This is a genomic window from Paenibacillus sp. J22P15, from assembly GCF_056269345.1.
Genome location: NZ_JBWDNT010000002.1, coordinates 206748 through 223700, shown reverse-complemented (window position 1 = coordinate 223700; position 16953 = coordinate 206748). Strand labels below are relative to the sequence as shown.

Genomic DNA, 16953 nt, shown 5'->3' with positions numbered 1-16953 from the left:
CTAAATCCTCCTTATTCTTCCAAGCTAGCTTCCATTTGCTGACGCTCCCACTGTTCCTTGTACCAGCCCCCAAACAGCATAAGCTCCTCGTGGGTGCCTTCTTCAATAATTCGTCCCTCATTCAGCACGATAATCCAATCCGCATGACTAACCGCAGACAGGCGATGTGTCGTAATAAAGGTCGTTTTCCCTTCGCGCTCCAAGCGAATATGGTGAAGAATTCGACTTTCAGTCCGAGCATCAACAGCCGAAAGTGAATCATCCAGCAGCAATATTTCGGAATCGACGAGCAGTGCCCGAGCTATCGCTAATCGCTGCTTCTGTCCGCCCGAAAGCATGACACCATTCTCACCGACGACCGTTTCTAGACCCTCAGGCATTTGAGCAATATCTTCTGTAAAAGAAGCCATCTGTACAGCTCGCGCAATTTCTTCTGCTGTAGCATCAGGCTTGCCCAGCGCAATGTTTTCTCGGATCGTTTTGGAGAGAAGCAGATGCTCTTGCGGCACATAGGCAATCCACCGTCTCATCTGGTCTATTGCAATTTGCTCTACTGGAATCCCTGCTATTAGCAGGCGATTCTGCTCAAGCGGATACTGACGAAGCAGCTGCTTAAGCAGCGTACTCTTCCCGCTCCCTGTTTTGCCTACGATGCCTAGCGTTTGACCGCGCTCAAGTTGAATCGATACGTTATTCAGACTAGCTTGACTAGCTGTTGGGTAAGTGAATGTAAGCTGCTTCATTTCAATTCGCGTAGGCACTTTTACACTGACGGGTTTATCCGCATCCTGAATATCCGGTTTCTGCGTCAGCGATGTGTCCAATCGATCAGCTGAGGCGCTGCCGCGCTGCAAAACGTTAATGAACTCGCCAAAAGAGATCATCGGCCAAATGAGCATGCCCAAATAGATATTAAATGAAATGAGCTGCCCGAGCGAAATCTCATGTTGGAACACCAGATAAGAGCCGTAACCAATTCCAATTGAATAACTCACGCCGACAATTAATGAAATTATGGGCTGAAACATTGCATTTAGAATCGATACTCGTTTGTTTTTGAGCATCACCTCAGAGGTCACCTGATCAAATGCAAGGGTATCATCCTTTTCCTGTACATAGGACCTTATCACACGAATGCCGGAGATCGACTCCAGCGCGTGCTCATTCATTTTTCCAAAGGAAGCCTGCGCATCTAGAAAGCGAGTTCTCACTTTATTGCCGAGCTTGCTAATAACGACCGCCAGCAAGGGGAGCGGAATTAGAGCGGCAATCATTAATTTATAGCTCACCAATGAGATCATCATAATAATAACTACCGAAGCGCCTACAAGCGTATTGACGAGCGTCATAACCCCATAGCCAGCTGTCTGTCCGATAGCCAAAACATCATTTGTTGCTAACGCCATAAGTTGTCCCGTGCTGTTGCGCTGGAAGAAAGCAGGCGTCATCCTCGTCAAATTCGCGAGCAGCCTTCCTCTTAGCACCTTCTCAATAAGCGCCGAATTACCAAACAGCGTTGTAATCCATATGTAGACCATGACATAGAGAAATAATGCGAGTCCAATCAGCGTCAGCACCGTCTTCGTAAGCCCTGCTGAAGTCAACTGTCCGTCACTAATGAGGTCAACCGTCTTCCCGATAAGATTAGGCGGTATTGTAGAGAGCAGGCTGACTAACGCCATAATCCCGATAGCAAGCACGTAGCTTCCCCATCTATCCTGAAAAAACCATCGCAATCTTTTTACAAATGACATGAAATCCTCCTTTTCTGCTAATCGAACGTCCGCTTCTCTCTAACATTTGAGTATCGAAAGGGTATTCGAATAAATAGCAGCTCCATAATAAATAAAAATATGCCAAATACGATTAATATCAAGCTCCAGCTCTCTTCAACATTTAATAAAAACGGGTAAAATATAACCATCGAAAGGTTAAACACCACATATATATTTCTGCGGTTAATAGCAGAATCGAGTAACTGAATATTCCTCTCCTGCTGCAGCATTGCGATAAGGCCATTAAATATCCAATACGCCATCAAAATATGAAGTGCAAAGAGCGCTTGTGAATAGAGATGGGCGGTAAGCGGTATGGACGAGAAGTTAGTTATAGTTACATTCGTTTGGATAAACAGAACTGGAATAGTAAGAACACTCATAACTATGGCAATGTACTTCGCTTTTTTAAATACCGAGTGCATGGAGCCAAGGTGTTGAAGTGCTGACGCAATCATCATGTAACCGATAATGTCAGGCAGCAAATCAAAGAACCCAATCCTTAAATCTATCATTGCAATAACAAGGCCCCAGCCAAGTCTTCTAAGTACGCGCCTCAAAGCGATATTCAATGAATGTCACCTCCAGAACGGACTAAACCTTTCAGCTGCCGGTCATTTATATAAAGGTTGTGATTAATTGGGATATCCTCAATGATACGCCGTCCATCTTCCATTAAGAAGTGCATAATAATTTTGGATTTATACATGTTCAATGCTTCGGGTTCATTATCTGGAAAAGACCATTTATAAGCAAATGCCAATGTGTCGCCTTGAGACAGCTTCTTAGGTAAATCGAGTGACTCGACCGATTCCCCTGACAGATCTAGCTTGAACCATGGCTTCACCTTGTCGTTGAACGTATATTCAATTTTCTCTAAAATAGCCGCCTCTGCCACACTAACGGTATACCCTCCGGTTCCCGCTGAAGAAGACATGCTCGTAACAAAGTCCAGTATGCTGACTCGTTTATTCCATACGACATCGATCGCGCCAATCGGTACTCTGTTAGATGTCCCGTCATTATAAAACACAGTAATTTCACTTATTGTAAATGGCAATTTGTCGTACTCATTGGTCTCATCCGGCTTGAATTCTGCAGAAGCCTCCATCCTAACTTGATGAGTTAACGTATTATTTTGATAAATTTGAAATCGAAGCATTGGCAATTCTTCTATTTGAATACCTGTCACCTTGTTCGTCGCATGCTTATTTTCAAAAAATACAAAATTAAGAATATCACCAGTGCTTCCATTTATGGTGCTGTCATGCTTGATAAACAGCGCCTCCTTAAGCTGTACACTCTGAAAATACCAAATGTTGCCGGCCCAGCTTCCAAAAATGAGAAGCAACACAACAGACCATGCCATTTTAATTTTCAGTACCATCACCCCTTTCCTCATCTATTTATTTTACCACTTATTTGTGATGGAGATAATAATTGGTTTTTCTAGGCAAAAAAAATAGAAGATGTCCCTGATGGTCTATGACCATCAGGGACATCCCCTAATTAGAAGCAATATAGCCGCGTCCTTGCAGAACGGATTCAGATACTCTCAAATCCCCCCCTTATTTTTGATCCTGAAGTATTTGGTATACTTTTACGATTGATATGGCCACATCAACCATCCGTTTGCGTTCATTCATCGCCTGTTTCCGCAACACGTCGTAGGCTTCCGCTTCGCTAATATTTTTGATTTTGCACAAAATCCCCTTAGCCATATCGATCCACTTGCGCTCCTCAAGCCGTCCCTCCAGCTGCTTGCGCTCGTTCATCCATTGCAGTCTCTCAATGCATTGCTTAGCGCCGAAATGAAGAGCCCAGTGCAGCTCTTGTTCGCTCATCGAAGGTGTTAGAATGCCATCCACAGGCACGTCATCCTCGCAATATGCAGCGGATAAAGATGCGGAAGCCGGACTGCACCACCATAACATCGGGACGGACTTTTGCTTCATCAGCTTCAATCCCCATTGCTTTACTTCATTGAGAGGCAGATGAAGAATGACTGCGTCTGTGCTGCTCATTTGCAACGCTGCATTCTTCTCGTCTCCCGCTCGAAGAACTTGGTACCCATACATCTCAAGTAAATATTTTGGCGTTTGTTTCTTGGTAAACTGATCTGATTGAGGGTCCGGCTTTGCTGCCTCGTTTGCTGCACGATGGTCGACTACTAACAAAGAACGCATGTAGAAGCACCCCCTCCTATTCGACTTTTTTATAAAAATGAGTTCAAATCTATATCATTGTTATTATATATAACACGAAAAGGGTATTTTTGTCACCAACCAAGTCATCCGCCTCTTTTTGTGTCATATATATTGACATCAACTCTTGCCTCATTGTATATTTACGTTATCATTCCTATATCATTCACGAATACAACGGTGTATTCGTTTGAAGCGGCAAAGAAGCCTGCTTTCGTTTTTCCTGGGAGACGTACGTTTTCCCTAGGGACGAGGCGGGCTTTTATTATTTTCGCTCAGACAGAGATCGAGAGGAGAGAAACAAAATGACTGCAGCTAAGAAGAAATTAGTACTGATAGGTAACGGCATGGCGGGGGTTCGAGCGATTGAGCATTTATTAAAACTTTCTCCTGAAAGCTATGACATAACGATCTTCGGCGCTGAGCCGCATCCCAACTATAATCGGATTATGTTATCCTCCGTCTTAGCTGGCGGAGCTGACATGCAAGAAATCGTGATCAACGATTGGGACTGGTATAAAGATAATAACATCACGCTGCACACTGGCCATAAGGTAACGAAAATTGATACGGAACGCAAAAAGATTACCTCCCAATTAGGCGTTGAGGTGGATTACGATACGATCATTATCGCGACCGGCTCTAATCCATTTATGCTGCCACTTCCTGGCGCAGACAAAGAAGGTGTAATTGCTTTCCGTGATATTCATGATTGCGAGGTCATGATCGATGCCTCCAAAAAATATAAAAAAGCTGTCGTAATCGGCGGCGGATTGCTCGGTCTAGAAGCGGCTAGAGGTCTCTTGCATCTCGGGATGGAAGTAAACGTCGTTCATATCCACAACTATTTAATGGAACGGCAATTAGATGAAGCCGCATCGAGAATGCTGCAGCGTGAGTTGGAATCACAAGGCATGCAGTTTTTATTGCATAAGAGCACAACCTCCATTAAAGGCAAACGTCGCGCTGCAGGGCTGACCTTCGCTGACGGCACCGAGGTAGATGGTGATTTGGTTGTAATGGCTGTCGGCATTAAACCTAACATAGAGCTCGCCAAAGCAACCGGTATCGAAGTAAATCGCGGAATCGTTGTGGATGATTTCATGCAAACGAGTATACCTGGTATTTACGCTGTCGGCGAATGCGCAGAGCATCGCGGCATTGCTTACGGCTTGGTTGCTCCGCTTTATGAGCAAGGCGCTGTGCTCGCCAAGCATTTAGCAGGCGTTGAAACAGCAGGTTATGCAGGCTCGGTTACTTCTACCAAGCTTAAAGTATCTGGCGTTGACGTGTTCTCAGCTGGTCGCTTCGTGGATGCGCCAGGCACTCGCGCACTCAAGATCCAAGACGATATCGCAGGCACATATAAGAAGATTGTAATTCAAGACGGCAAGCTAATTGGCGCGGTGTTATTTGGTGATACAACAGACGGTGCTGAATTATTCGCTTCCATTAAGAAAGGAGAATCGATCGCGGGACGCGAGAAGGAAATATTGCTCGGCATTTCATCCGATTTGCTCGGGCAATCCTCCAGCGGTAGCAGACTTGAAGCGATGGCCGATGACGAAATCATATGCGGATGTAACGGGGTGTCGAAAGGAACCATTGCAGATGTAATTACGAACAAGGGCTGCAACACGGTTGGCGCAATCAAATCCTGCACGAAGGCTTCCGCATCCTGTGGCGGCTGTAAGCCGCTAGTCGAAGGGCTGCTTCAAATTTACGCTGGTGATGCGGTAGGAGAGCCCGTTAAAGAAGGCATTTGCGGCTGCACCATGTTGAACAGGGATGAGATCGTGTCAGAAATAAAGCGAATGAATCTAAGCACTACAAGCGAGGTCATGAATGTACTCGGCTGGCATAATTCCGAGGGCTGCTCGAAATGCCGCCCTGCGCTTAACTACTACCTCGGCATGATCAATCCGGAGGAATATGTCGATGAGAAAGAATCACGGATCACAAATGAGCGCTATCATGCAAATATTCAGAAGGATGGCACATTCTCCGTCGTTCCGCGTATTTACGGCGGCGTAACCACCCCTTCCGATTTAAAGAAAATCGCAGAAGTCGCCGAGAAGTACGACGTTCCAATGGTTAAATTTACAGGAGGACAGCGGCTTGATTTGCTCGGCGTCAAAAAAGAGGATCTACCAAATATTTGGGAAGATCTCGATATGCCATCTGGGCATGCCTACGGTAAGACGCTTAGAACGGTAAAAACATGTGTAGGCTCAACCTTCTGTCGTTTCGGTACGCAGGACGCGATCGGCATGGGCATCAAGCTTGAGAAAAAGTTCGAGCGTCTCAACACGCCATCCAAGGTGAAGCTAGCTGTATCCGGCTGCCCGCGGAATTGTGCGGAAGCTACAATTAAAGATTTTGGCGTAGTCGCCATCGATGGAGGCTGGGAGCTTCATATCGGCGGCAACGGCGGTGTGAAGGTTCGTGCTACAGACCTGCTCTGCATCGTCAAAACAGAAGATGAGGTTATGGAATGGTCCTCCGCCTTTTTACAACTATACCGCGAACAGGCGCAGTGGAATGAACGGACGGCTCAATGGATCGAGCGCGTCGGACTCGATTATGTTAAGAACGCACTCGACAAACCGGAAGAGCGCCTTGCTCTTAAATTACGCATTGAGCAAACGCTCAGCTTAACGACCGATCCATGGAAAGAAATTGTTGAAACGGGTGAATTGCGTAAAAACTTCGAACAGCTGTCTGCCGCTCAGCCAGTAGAGCTATAGAACTTATGCTTACGTAGCATTCTTGCTGCATCACACCCTGAAGGAGGAAAACACATCTATGACAACAAAACTGTTAGTAGCTAACCTATCCGATATCGATGTACTCGGATCACGGCGAATTAAAGTAAAAGAAATCGAAATAGCTGTATTTCGGTTAACTGACGGCAGCGTGCTTGCTGTAGAAAATAAATGCCCGCATAAGGGGGGGCTGCTTTCAGAAGGGATGGTGTGCGGAACAGCCGTACACTGTCCGCTCCATGATTGGAAAATCGATTTGCGCAGCGGGAATGTCCATGAGCCTGACGAAGGCTGCATCAACACCTTCAAGACCGAAATTGATCATGAGAGCGGATCTATTTATGTAACCGTCTAAAGGAAATGAGCATGGCGTAAATTCATCAGTCAGAGGTTGGCTTAATTAATTTGGCGAAAGGAGCAAGAGCATCCTATGAGAAAATCAATGACCGGCAAAGTGTATATTGTAGGTGCTGGACCGGGTGACCCCGAGCTTATTACGGTTAAAGCCATGCGCCGGATTCAACAGGCAGACGTGATTCTGTACGATCGGCTCATAAGCAAGCAATTGCTTAGTTATGCCCGCTCCATCGCTGAGCTCATCTACGTCGGTAAAGCTCCTGGATCGCATGCCATGCCGCAGCATCTAATTAATGAAGCCCTCGTCAACTATGCAAGGGAAGGAAAAATGGTCGTCCGCCTAAAAGGCGGTGATCCGCTCGTCTTCGGCAGAGGTGCGGAGGAAGCGCAAGTACTTGCCTCAAGTGGAATTCCCTTCGAGATTGTGCCTGGGGTAACCTCTGCAATCGGCGCAGCCGCCGCTGCAAGTATCCCGCTTACCCATCGTGAATATGCTGCTTCCTTCGCCTGTGTAACGGGCAGTCGCTGTCATGGTGACAAACCGCCAATACGCTGGGATTTACTTGCTCATAGCGTCGACACTCTGGCGATCTATATGGGCGTCAGCGAACTTCCTTTCATTCGAGATGAGCTTTTGAAGCACGGCAAGAGCGCATCAACTCCAGTTGCATTAATTGAGCGGGGAACGACTACATGCCAGCGCACCATCGTAGGGACACTGTCGGATATCCATACACTCGCCATAACAATGAAGCTCGCCAATCCGGCTCTTATCATTATTGGTGACGTTGTCCGTGTGCGCGAGCGTCTGCTGCTTGCCGAGCAGCAGGCTATTACATTAATTGGATGACTTGATCTCATCGGATGTACGGCATTCTTCCGAATACCGAAATCACAGTTGTCCATCCATTTGGAGTATAATAGAAGCTTCAAGTCAATTATACAAAGGATGCGACTAAACTGGAAAACATAAACAAAGCACCACTTTTCGTATATACCTATGGCTATCGCATTGAAGAAGCAGACATATGCCGCTTAGAAATGCGCTCTTTATTCGGCAAGCAATCGGAGGCAGATGTGCTATTTAGTAACGTAGATGTTCACCCCGATCGCAGTCCGTTTATGAGAGAACGAATCGAGGTTTTGTATCAAGGTGAGCACCTTGAAGATATTTTGCAGCAGGTACAGCAAATCCAATTGGGTGATGCTACATTTAAGGTGATTTTTTTGAAAATGAATGACCTGAAGCCGGAGAATAAAATCGATTTCGACGGTCAGCGTGCAATTGAACGCGAGATTGGCGTATATATTGAAGGCGAGGCTGATGTACGTAAGCCCGATCGCGTATTCGGCATTTTAACCTGGGGTGGACGCTGGTATTTCGGCAACTATATAAAAAGTAAAGCAGTGTGGCTTACTCACATGCAAAAACCGCGCAGCTATTCCATTGCACTCAGCACGCGAATTGCGCGAGCAATAGCCAATATCGCTATCCCAAGTCCAAGCGGTGTAAAAGCGATCGATCCATGCTGCGGCATAGGAACGGTACTCGTAGAAGCACTATCGATGGGAATGGATATCGTTGGCAGAGATATCAATCATTTTATCATTCAAGGCACGCGTGAAAATCTAGCGCATTTCGAGTATGTAACGGATGCCGTATGCGGTGATATTGCCGATATCTCTGACCATTACGATGTTGCCATTGTAGATATGCCTTATAATCACTTCTCTAGTACGACGCCAGAGGCTCAGTTTTCATTGCTCCAGCATACTCGTCGTATCGCAAGCAAGGCCGTTATCGTAACGGCTGATCCTATGGATGAGCTCATTACAAATGCCGGCTTTACCATTTCAGATCGCTGCACCACTAGAAAGGGCAGCTTCATAAGGCAAATCATCGTTTGCGTTTAACAATACATGTACGATTTATGAGAACTCATTAAACGCTAACCACGATGCACAAGCAGCCGTCCATTCCCTCGTATGCTCTTCGTCTTCAGCTAAGCCAAGCCCATGATGTCCTTTTGTAAATACGTGAAGATCAAAAGGTACTTGGTGCTTGCTCAGAGCTGAGGCGAACATTAGGCTATTCTCGACGGGAACGGCGGCATCATCCGATGTATGCCATAAGAAGGTCGGAGGCGTGTCCTTGGTTACATTCATTTCACTGCTTAACTGCTCAATCTTTTCAGGCTTAGCCTCCTTACCCAGTAAGTTCTCTCTTGAGCCGACATGTGTGAAAGAATCTTTGAGCGTAATAACGGGATAACATAGTACGAGCAAGTCAGGTCGACAAGACACCTGTTCAATAACATCCTCCGCAGCTTTGTTTCCAAGATCATAACTTGTCCCCGCATTAGATACTAAATGTCCGCCTGCCGAGAATCCAAGAACACCTATCTTTTTGGGATTGATCCGAAAGTGTTCTGCTTTAAAACGAACCGTACGAATGGCCCTTTGCACATCCAGCAGCGCACACGGATATTGATAGGGTGCTACCCGGTAACGCAGTACGAACGCCGAAATACCCAAGCTGTTCAGCCACTGTGCGATTGGTTCGCCTTCATGGAAAGCTCTCCCCCCATATCCGCCTCCAGGGCATACGATAACCACAGGTCGATCATCGCCTTCCACAAGATAAGGTGTAATTGCTGGACAATCCTCATCTGCATTCCCCAGCGCATAGGGCGCTCCGTGCATCCACAATAATTTCTCCGTCACTTATTGATCCCCCTCAAGCTCATATGAATAGAAGTCCTTCTTCATTATATAACTAACAATTCTAACCAGTCATTAGTAATCCCTTATTTCAAGAATAGTTCCTGTTGTATAGAAAAATAATAAAAAAGGCTTAAGCCAAACTGCGCTTAAACCTGTCTGTCTGTAAAATTCCCAATTGCGGAATGAATCATTTCTTGAGAATCGATACGGCCGAAACTGCGCCAACGAAACCGATAATAGTTCCAAGCAAAGCACCTGCTGCAACCTCACGGGGTTGATGACCTAGGCTTTCCTTAAGCCGTACACGTCTGCGCTTATGATAAATACCTGGATGCTCGCCCGCCAGCTTCTCGACATCCTCGTCCAAATCATTTACCTGCATAGCAATTTCGCCTGCATGTCTGCGAATATTCATGGCATCATACATTACGATAATGCCGAGCATCGTGGCTATTGCAAATTCCGGCGTCTTGACGCCATATTTCGTCGCTGTATATGCAGCAAGTGCAGATACTCCGCTTGAATGTGAGCTCGGCATGCCTCCTGAACCAACGACTTTCCGAACATCCCACACGCCAGTTTTCGTATAATGAAGGGGCAGCTTAAGCAATTGTGCTGCTCCAACAGCAGTCAATGCCGTCACAAGTCCTCTGTTGGACATTTCAGTCAACCTCCAGTCCTTATCCTCCATTCATTTTGTCCTGTTACGCGTAAAAACATGTAGCTCCGGACAGTGATGAAATAGTTGGTAACTGGAAATGAAGACCCGCTAGGCTGATTGCGAGAAAAATTATTTCATATAAATAAACCGCTCGCCAGGAGCAAACATATGAAACTTTTGGGCTGGATAATTGCGGTATAGGTAGTCAACGAAATAGGCTGGGTTCTCATCATTATGAGGAAATAAGCCATAGTGCATCGGAATTAAAAGATCAGCATTAATTTGCACCGCAATCTCTACCGCTTCCCGATAATTGCAGTTACCGACAATTCCCTGCTCATTGCGAACAAAATCTCTTCCATTGATCGGCAATAATGCAATATCGATCCGCCTGCTCTGCAGCCAGGTGATCAATTCAGGAAAACCGATCGTATCACCCGCATGATAAAGGTGAATACCTTCAAAATTCGCAACGAATCCTAGAAATTTGTGCTCGCCTGAATCATCCTGTTCAAATTGCTCATGCTTGGCGGCGAAAGCATCGATTCGGATGCCGCTGCCAAGTTCAATTGACTGTCCGTGAGAAATCCCGATCAATTGCTCATCTCGGAAACCCCATTCCTTCATAAGAGGCAGATGAGCTTTCGGCACAACAAAACGTGTTTTCTTTGATTTCCCGATGGCTTGCAACGTCTGCTTGTCCATATGGTCCTCATGGTGGTGAGAGCACACGACATAATCGACATTATGGCAATCCATCGGAGAAAGCGGTGATTCGAATGCTCGTGACCATGGCGGACCAGCGAGCTCATACACCCAATTCGTTAAGTATGGATCAAACAGCAGCGTTTTCTTCTTCCATTTGACTAGAAAACCCTCTTGGCCGAGTGCCCAGAGCGCCAGTCCATGTTCAGGGAGCTCTGTGTCGACGATTTGCTTCACCAATGCCGCTCCGCTATTGTATACGTTCACGATGCCATCATCCTTTTTGCTCCATATTTTGAATGCGCAAATCTTTCGTAAACCATAACTTATAGCTTAATAAGCTCAAAATAATACTCGTAACGGCTGCCGAGCTTGCGAATGCAAACACAATTAAGATTTGATACCGCACAGCTTCGATCGGATTAGCTCCAGCGATAATCATGCCCGTCATCATGCCGGGAAGCTGAACGAGACCTACCGTCTTCATCCCATCTATCGTTGGAATCATACTCGATTTAACCGACCGCTTCATAACGTCTTGAATGGCTTGCCTTGCTGTCGCTCCTAGTGAGAGCAGCGTCTCAATTTCGCCTTTCGAGGATTCGACCTCTCTTCTCATTTGGTTCAGCAGCAAGCCCGCGACGACCATCGCGTTGCCGATCGTCATACCGCTTATCGGAATGATATATTGCGGTGTAGCTTCAATAATTCGGAAGCCAAGCAGCAGCCCCATCATAAGCAGCTCAGTCGATGTAATGGCGATCGCGATTTTCCAAATGATGCCCCGCAGCCCCGCCCCCCTTTTACCCGCATGATAAGACGCTACCGTAATCATCAACATGAGAATCAAGACGATAAGCAATGGATTGCTTGTATTAAAAATAAATTGCAGCACGTATCCGACCAGCAGCAGCTGCAGCGCAGAACGAATCGTGCCAATTGCAATATCTCGTTCCAGTCCAAGCTTCTGCCACACGGAGACGAGCATCGTAATCATCACGAATAACAATGTAAAGCTAAGTGCTATGATGGACATGGCTACTCCTTATTTGTCGGTGCTTTTATATAGTTTTGCGCGAGCTCGGTTGTCGGATTTTCAAAAAAAGCAGCTGTGTCGCTGTTCTCAAGCAGCGTTCCCTCGCCCATGAACCAGACCGATTTGCTCATTTGCTGCGATTGCTCCAAGTCATGAGTGACCCAAAGCATGGTCGTACCTTCTTGATGATGCCACTCACGCAGCACCTGCTCAACCATTTCTTTACTGCCTCGATCGAGCGACGCCGTAATTTCATCGAGCAGTAAGATAGTAGGATGAAGTAGCAATGAACGAAGCAGCGATACTCGCTGCTTCTCTCCTCCTGACAGCTGCTCAGCGCTTTTACTGACATCAAGATGATCAAGTCCCAGCCTTGGCAGCAAATGTCGCACGAGCTTCTCATCATATGGAATTTTGTGCAGCAAGCTGACCGTCTTCAAATTTTGCTCGATGCTCCCGTGCAGCATGACCGACTGCTGTGCAACGTAGCATACTTTCATTCTCCATAACCTTGGATCTATATCTCTCTGTGAAACATTATGTAATTGGATATCTCCCTCATCTGCCTTATCTAACCCTGCAAGCAGACGAAGCAATGTACTCTTGCCTTGACCGGATACACCTAGAATGGAAATAATAATCGGGTCTGCAATTGTTGCAGTTACATTCGAGAATAAATGGCCGCTCTCTCCGCCATAACGATTTTTCCCGACCTGCTGCAGCTCTAAAATATGCTCCACAAACGCCCCTCCTTTCTACTCCCATTACATTATAGCTGTTAAGCTGTCTTCGACAAAGGCATATGAAGAAAACGATAAAAAAAGCGAATTCTCATTCAAAATTGAATGAAAATTCGCCTATCAGCATTCATTATCAAACTATGTTTGCTGTTATTATTTTACCGCTGCATCGATTTCTTTAACCATTTCTGCTACAGAAATAAGACCGCCGCCGGAAAGGTACCAGAAATCAGGATTTAGATAAACGATATTTCCTTCTTTGTAAGCTTTCGTGTTTTTAACCAAAGCATTCTCAACAGAAGCATGTGCATCGCCTGAACCTTCTGTCACCGCATTACGGTCAACAACAAATAGATAATCAGCATCTTTTTCTGCTACGTACTCGAAAGTCACAGGGTCGCCGTGTGTTGATACTTTAATGTTCTCATCGACAGCAGGGATACCAAACACATCATGGAGAATTCCGAAGCGCGATTGTTTGCCATAAGCGCTGATTGCGCCTTCGTTTGCCAAAATGATAAGACCGTTTTTAGCAGATGCCGTTGCTTTTTCATTCAAAGCTTTGATCGAGTCATTGATCGTTGCAAGTTCCGTTTCTGCTTCAGCTTCTTTACCAAAAATTTGAGCAAGTGTCTTCACATTAGTCGTGAACGACTCCATGAAGTTTTTGTTGTCTACACCCATAAAAATCGTTGGAGCGATTTTGCTAAGCTCCTCATATGCATCCGATTGACGACCAGAGATAATGATCAAATCAGGATCAGTCTCATTGATTTTCTCAAAGTCAGGCTCTTTCAAGCTGCCCGCGTTCACGTATTTTGCATCTTTATATTTTTCAAGGTAAGCAGGAACGCCAGCCTGTGGCAATGATGTTACCTCTACGCCTAGTTTATCCAATGTGTCTAGTGAACCGTAATCAAATACAACAACCTTGGCAGGATTAACCGGAACGACCGTTTCACCAAGCTGATGCTTAACTGTAATTTCTGTTGCTGGAGCATCTGTTGCAGGTGTGTTAGTTGCACTGTTCGCACCTTTATTACCGTTGTTACTACCGCCGCATGCAGCAAGCACCAAACTTAGAATTACTAAAATAGCCAATACAGGTATAGATTTTTTCATTTTTTTCATATCAATCACCCCTAAATCAATTTTTATATATTCAAAAGCTTGAATAATCATAAGTTAGTCTTGCATCATTACTTAAAATAAACGCCAATGCGATTGCCATTGATCAGCTCAATCGGAATATCCATATCATAAATGTCATTAAGCACGGCGCTGTCGATGATCGACTCGGTTGAGCCTTCCTTGACGACCTTTCCATCCTTCAACGCCACGATGTAATCAGAGTAACAAGAAGCGAAATTAATATCATGAATTACGAGAATGACGGTTTTGCCAAGCTCCTCTACAAGTCGCCGCAGCACCTTCATAATTTGAACGGAATGTTTCATATCCAAATTGTTAAGCGGTTCGTCCAGCAATATGTATTCCGTGTTCTGAGCGATAACCATCGCAATAAACGCCCGCTGATTTTGTCCGCCGCTCAATTCATCGAGATACTTGCCTTGCAGTTCAACTAGATCCATGTAAGCAATCGCTTCATCTACTTGCTTCCAATCTTCCTTTGTAAGCTTGCCTTGCGAATACGGGAACCTGCCGAAGCTCACGAGTTCACGTACCGTTAAACGAAGATTAATATGATTGGATTGTTTGAGAATCGATATCTTTTTGGCAAGATCTGCACTTTTCCAGCTGCTAACTTCCTTCCCCTCGATAAGCACCTGACCGCTGTCCTTAGCAAGTAAACGGCTAATCATGGAGAGAAGCGTACTCTTGCCTGCTCCATTAGGTCCGATAAACGAAGTAACCTTGCCCTTTGAAATACTGACGGACACATCCTCAATAACCGACTTGCCGCCATATGCTTTGGAAACATTTTTAACCTCTATCATGCTTTCTTCTCCCTTAGCAGCAAATATAAAAAGTACGCTCCGCCGATGAAGTTAATAATGACGCTAATCGTAGTTTCAAACGTAAGCACATGCTCTACGATCAGTTGTCCTCCAACCAGTGCAATGATGCTAATCAGTATAGCCCCCGGAATAAGGTAGCTGTGCCGATAGGTCTTCATGAACTGATAAGCTACATTGACGACGAGCAGTCCAAGGAAGGTAATCGGTCCAACTAATGCGGTTGAAACGGCGATCAGAATGGCGACGATAACCAATATTCGTTTGACAACATAATCATATGGAATACCTAGATTGACTGCATGCTCCTTGCCCAGCGACAACACATCCAAATACTTGCCAAGCCGCATGCCATATATAGATACGAGAGCAACAATGATGATGGAAATAATCAGCAAATCCGTATTTACATTATTAAAGCTTGCGAACATTTTTCCTTGGATGATCAGAAACTCATTCGGATCAATAAGAACTTGCATGAACGTTGACATGCTGCCGAACAATGTACCCATAACTAGTCCAACTAATAGAAGGAAATAAAGATTTCTTCCTTCCCTTTTGAACAGAAATTTATATAGCAGCAAAGCGAACAAAATCATTGCACCTATCGTAATGAAAAAATTGAGATGCTTGTTCGTGCTCGGAAGGCTCATAGATCCGAAAGCAAATACGACAAAGGTTTGAATCAGCATATAAAGTGAATCAAGCCCGATAATGCTCGGTGTCAAAATACGATTGTTCGTAATGGTCTGAAAAATCATTGTGGAGTAAGCAATAGCGCCCCCGGTAACGACAATCGCCAGCACTTTCTTCAATCTTCTTGGCAATGCATAATCCCAATTGCTTCCAAGATCGATGAACAAAAACACGGCAATTAATGCGACGCCCAGCACCGCAAGCAAACTAAGTTTAAGCTTCATATGCCTTTCTCCTCATCAACAAGTAAAGAAAAATAATGCTTCCGACGACGCCGATCGTTAAGCCGATTGGAATTTCATACGGATAAATAATAAGTCGACCTAGCACATCGCACACCAACACGAATATTGCGCCAACCACCGCCGTATGCGCAAGGTTTTTCTTCAAATTATCCCCCATATACAGCGTCACGATATTCGGAATTATGAGGCCTAGAAACGGCAGCGTTCCTACCGTCAAGATGACGATAACCGATACGAGCGCGACAATCCCAAGTCCAATGTTAACAACAAACTTATGATTCATCCCCAAATTGGTGGAAAACTCTTCGCCAAGTCCGGCAATGGTGAACTTATTCGCGTATAGATACGCCACCACCAGAAGCGGCAGGCTTATGTAGAGCAGCTCGTAACGTCCGCTCATAACAAGCGAGAAGCTTCCTTGCAGCCACGAAGAAATGTTTTGGATTAGGTCATTCTTATATGCGAAAAAAGTCGTGATCGAACCGATGACGTTACCGAACATCAATCCTACCAGCGGAATAAATATAGTATCTTTAAACTTAAGGCGATCGAGAATTTTCATAAACAGGAATGTGCCTGCTAATGCAAATACAAAAGCGATCAGCATCTTTTCAATCGTGCTAGCTGACGGGAATACCATCAAAGCGACGAGAATACCTAACCTAGCAGAATCGTCCGTTCCTCCAGTTGTAGGCGATACGAATTTGTTGCGGCTAAGCTGCTGCATGATCAGTCCAGTAACACTCATACCGACACCAGCAATAATAATACTGATAAGCCTAGGAATACGGCTAATAGTCAGTACTTGCAGCTGTTCATCCGTTAGACTGAGCAAATCCAGCGGTGAGATGTCCTTAACCCCTATAAATAGAGAAGTTATAGATAACACAATAAGAACGACGAAAAGATAACATAGCTTCATACTCAATCCTCGAATCATCACGAATATTATCAGATACAGATAATCATTCTCATTAATAATCAAAAAAAATACATTGCTGATGTTTATTCTCACTCATTGATAACCATTATCAGCAACATTCCCTATATTACACGATTATCAAATGAT

At 45.1% G+C, this 16953-nt stretch carries 17 protein-coding genes; 4 read left to right on the top strand and 13 right to left on the bottom strand.

Features of this window, described 5'->3' with window-relative positions; translation table 11 throughout:
* Nucleotides 1-11: 11 nt before the first annotated feature.
* The 4 genes from AC0YN6_RS05905 to AC0YN6_RS05890 all read right to left on the bottom strand — a co-directional run bounded on the left by AC0YN6_RS05905 (nt 12) and on the right by AC0YN6_RS05890 (nt 3961).
* A complete protein-coding gene (locus AC0YN6_RS05905) occupies nt 12-1754 on the bottom strand; it encodes an ABC transporter ATP-binding protein (protein ID WP_475745717.1) in 1743 nt (580 codons plus the stop codon).
* A gap of 17 nt (nt 1755-1771) precedes the next feature.
* Nucleotides 1772-2347 (bottom strand): hypothetical protein, encoded by a 576-nt coding sequence (locus AC0YN6_RS05900; RefSeq protein ID WP_475745716.1) that lies wholly within the window; start codon nt 2345-2347, stop codon nt 1772-1774.
* The gene (locus AC0YN6_RS05895) at nt 2344-3162 is read right to left on the bottom strand and encodes a hypothetical protein (RefSeq protein ID WP_475745715.1); all 819 of its coding nucleotides are present in this window, start codon (nt 3160-3162) and stop codon (nt 2344-2346) included. The genes AC0YN6_RS05900 and AC0YN6_RS05895 overlap by 4 nt, the downstream gene beginning before the upstream one ends.
* Before the next feature lie 181 nt (nt 3163-3343).
* Nucleotides 3344-3961, bottom strand: coding sequence for an ANTAR domain-containing response regulator (locus AC0YN6_RS05890; RefSeq protein ID WP_475745714.1), 618 nt, complete (start codon nt 3959-3961; stop codon nt 3344-3346).
* A gap of 323 nt (nt 3962-4284) precedes the next feature.
* Between AC0YN6_RS05890 and nirB the strand changes: the two genes are divergently transcribed.
* From nirB to AC0YN6_RS05870, 4 genes are all read left to right on the top strand, one after another.
* Nucleotides 4285-6726, top strand: a complete 2442-nt coding sequence (gene nirB / locus AC0YN6_RS05885) for a nitrite reductase large subunit NirB (protein ID WP_475745713.1) — start codon at nt 4285-4287, stop codon at nt 6724-6726.
* 58 nt (nt 6727-6784) lie between these two features.
* The gene (nirD, locus tag AC0YN6_RS05880; RefSeq protein ID WP_475745712.1) at nt 6785-7099 is read left to right on the top strand and encodes a nitrite reductase small subunit NirD; all 315 of its coding nucleotides are present in this window, start codon (nt 6785-6787) and stop codon (nt 7097-7099) included.
* 87 nt (nt 7100-7186) lie between these two features.
* Nucleotides 7187-7951, top strand: coding sequence for a uroporphyrinogen-III C-methyltransferase (gene cobA, locus AC0YN6_RS05875; RefSeq protein WP_475746274.1), 765 nt, complete (start codon nt 7187-7189; stop codon nt 7949-7951).
* Nucleotides 7952-8061: 110 nt separating this feature from the next.
* Nucleotides 8062-9015 (top strand): TRM11 family SAM-dependent methyltransferase, encoded by a 954-nt coding sequence (locus AC0YN6_RS05870; protein ID WP_475746273.1) that lies wholly within the window; start codon nt 8062-8064, stop codon nt 9013-9015.
* A 15-nt stretch (nt 9016-9030) separates the two neighbouring features.
* Here AC0YN6_RS05870 and AC0YN6_RS05865 read toward each other — a convergent pair whose 3' ends face one another.
* The 9 genes from AC0YN6_RS05865 to AC0YN6_RS05825 all read right to left on the bottom strand — a co-directional run bounded on the left by AC0YN6_RS05865 (nt 9031) and on the right by AC0YN6_RS05825 (nt 16806).
* Nucleotides 9031-9804, bottom strand: a complete 774-nt coding sequence (locus AC0YN6_RS05865; RefSeq protein ID WP_475746272.1) for an alpha/beta hydrolase — start codon at nt 9802-9804, stop codon at nt 9031-9033.
* A gap of 208 nt (nt 9805-10012) precedes the next feature.
* Nucleotides 10013-10486 carry a divergent PAP2 family protein gene (locus AC0YN6_RS05860; protein WP_475745711.1) on the bottom strand — a complete coding sequence of 158 codons (474 nt, stop codon included), beginning with the start codon at nt 10484-10486 and terminating at the stop codon, nt 10013-10015.
* Between the two features lie 129 nt (nt 10487-10615).
* Nucleotides 10616-11458: an MBL fold metallo-hydrolase gene (locus AC0YN6_RS05855; protein WP_475745710.1), complete on the bottom strand. Its 843-nt coding sequence runs from the start codon at nt 11456-11458 to the stop codon at nt 10616-10618.
* Between the two features lie 7 nt (nt 11459-11465).
* A complete protein-coding gene (locus tag AC0YN6_RS05850) occupies nt 11466-12227 on the bottom strand; it encodes an ABC transporter permease (protein ID WP_475745709.1) in 762 nt (253 codons plus the stop codon).
* A gap of 2 nt (nt 12228-12229) precedes the next feature.
* On the bottom strand, nt 12230-12967 hold the full coding sequence (locus AC0YN6_RS05845) for an ABC transporter ATP-binding protein (RefSeq protein WP_475745708.1): 738 nt from the start codon (nt 12965-12967) through the stop codon (nt 12230-12232).
* A gap of 153 nt (nt 12968-13120) precedes the next feature.
* Nucleotides 13121-14089 carry a siderophore ABC transporter substrate-binding protein gene (locus AC0YN6_RS05840; protein WP_475746271.1) on the bottom strand — a complete coding sequence of 323 codons (969 nt, stop codon included), beginning with the start codon at nt 14087-14089 and terminating at the stop codon, nt 13121-13123.
* A 77-nt stretch (nt 14090-14166) separates the two neighbouring features.
* Nucleotides 14167-14925: an iron ABC transporter ATP-binding protein gene (locus tag AC0YN6_RS05835; RefSeq protein WP_475745707.1), complete on the bottom strand. Its 759-nt coding sequence runs from the start codon at nt 14923-14925 to the stop codon at nt 14167-14169.
* Nucleotides 14922-15863 carry an iron chelate uptake ABC transporter family permease subunit gene (locus tag AC0YN6_RS05830; RefSeq protein ID WP_475745706.1) on the bottom strand — a complete coding sequence of 314 codons (942 nt, stop codon included), beginning with the start codon at nt 15861-15863 and terminating at the stop codon, nt 14922-14924. The genes AC0YN6_RS05835 and AC0YN6_RS05830 overlap by 4 nt, the downstream gene beginning before the upstream one ends.
* Nucleotides 15853-16806: an ABC transporter permease gene (locus tag AC0YN6_RS05825; RefSeq protein WP_475745705.1), complete on the bottom strand. Its 954-nt coding sequence runs from the start codon at nt 16804-16806 to the stop codon at nt 15853-15855. Before AC0YN6_RS05825 ends, AC0YN6_RS05830 begins: the two co-directional genes overlap by 11 nt.
* Between the last annotated feature and the right edge of the window lie 147 nt (nt 16807-16953).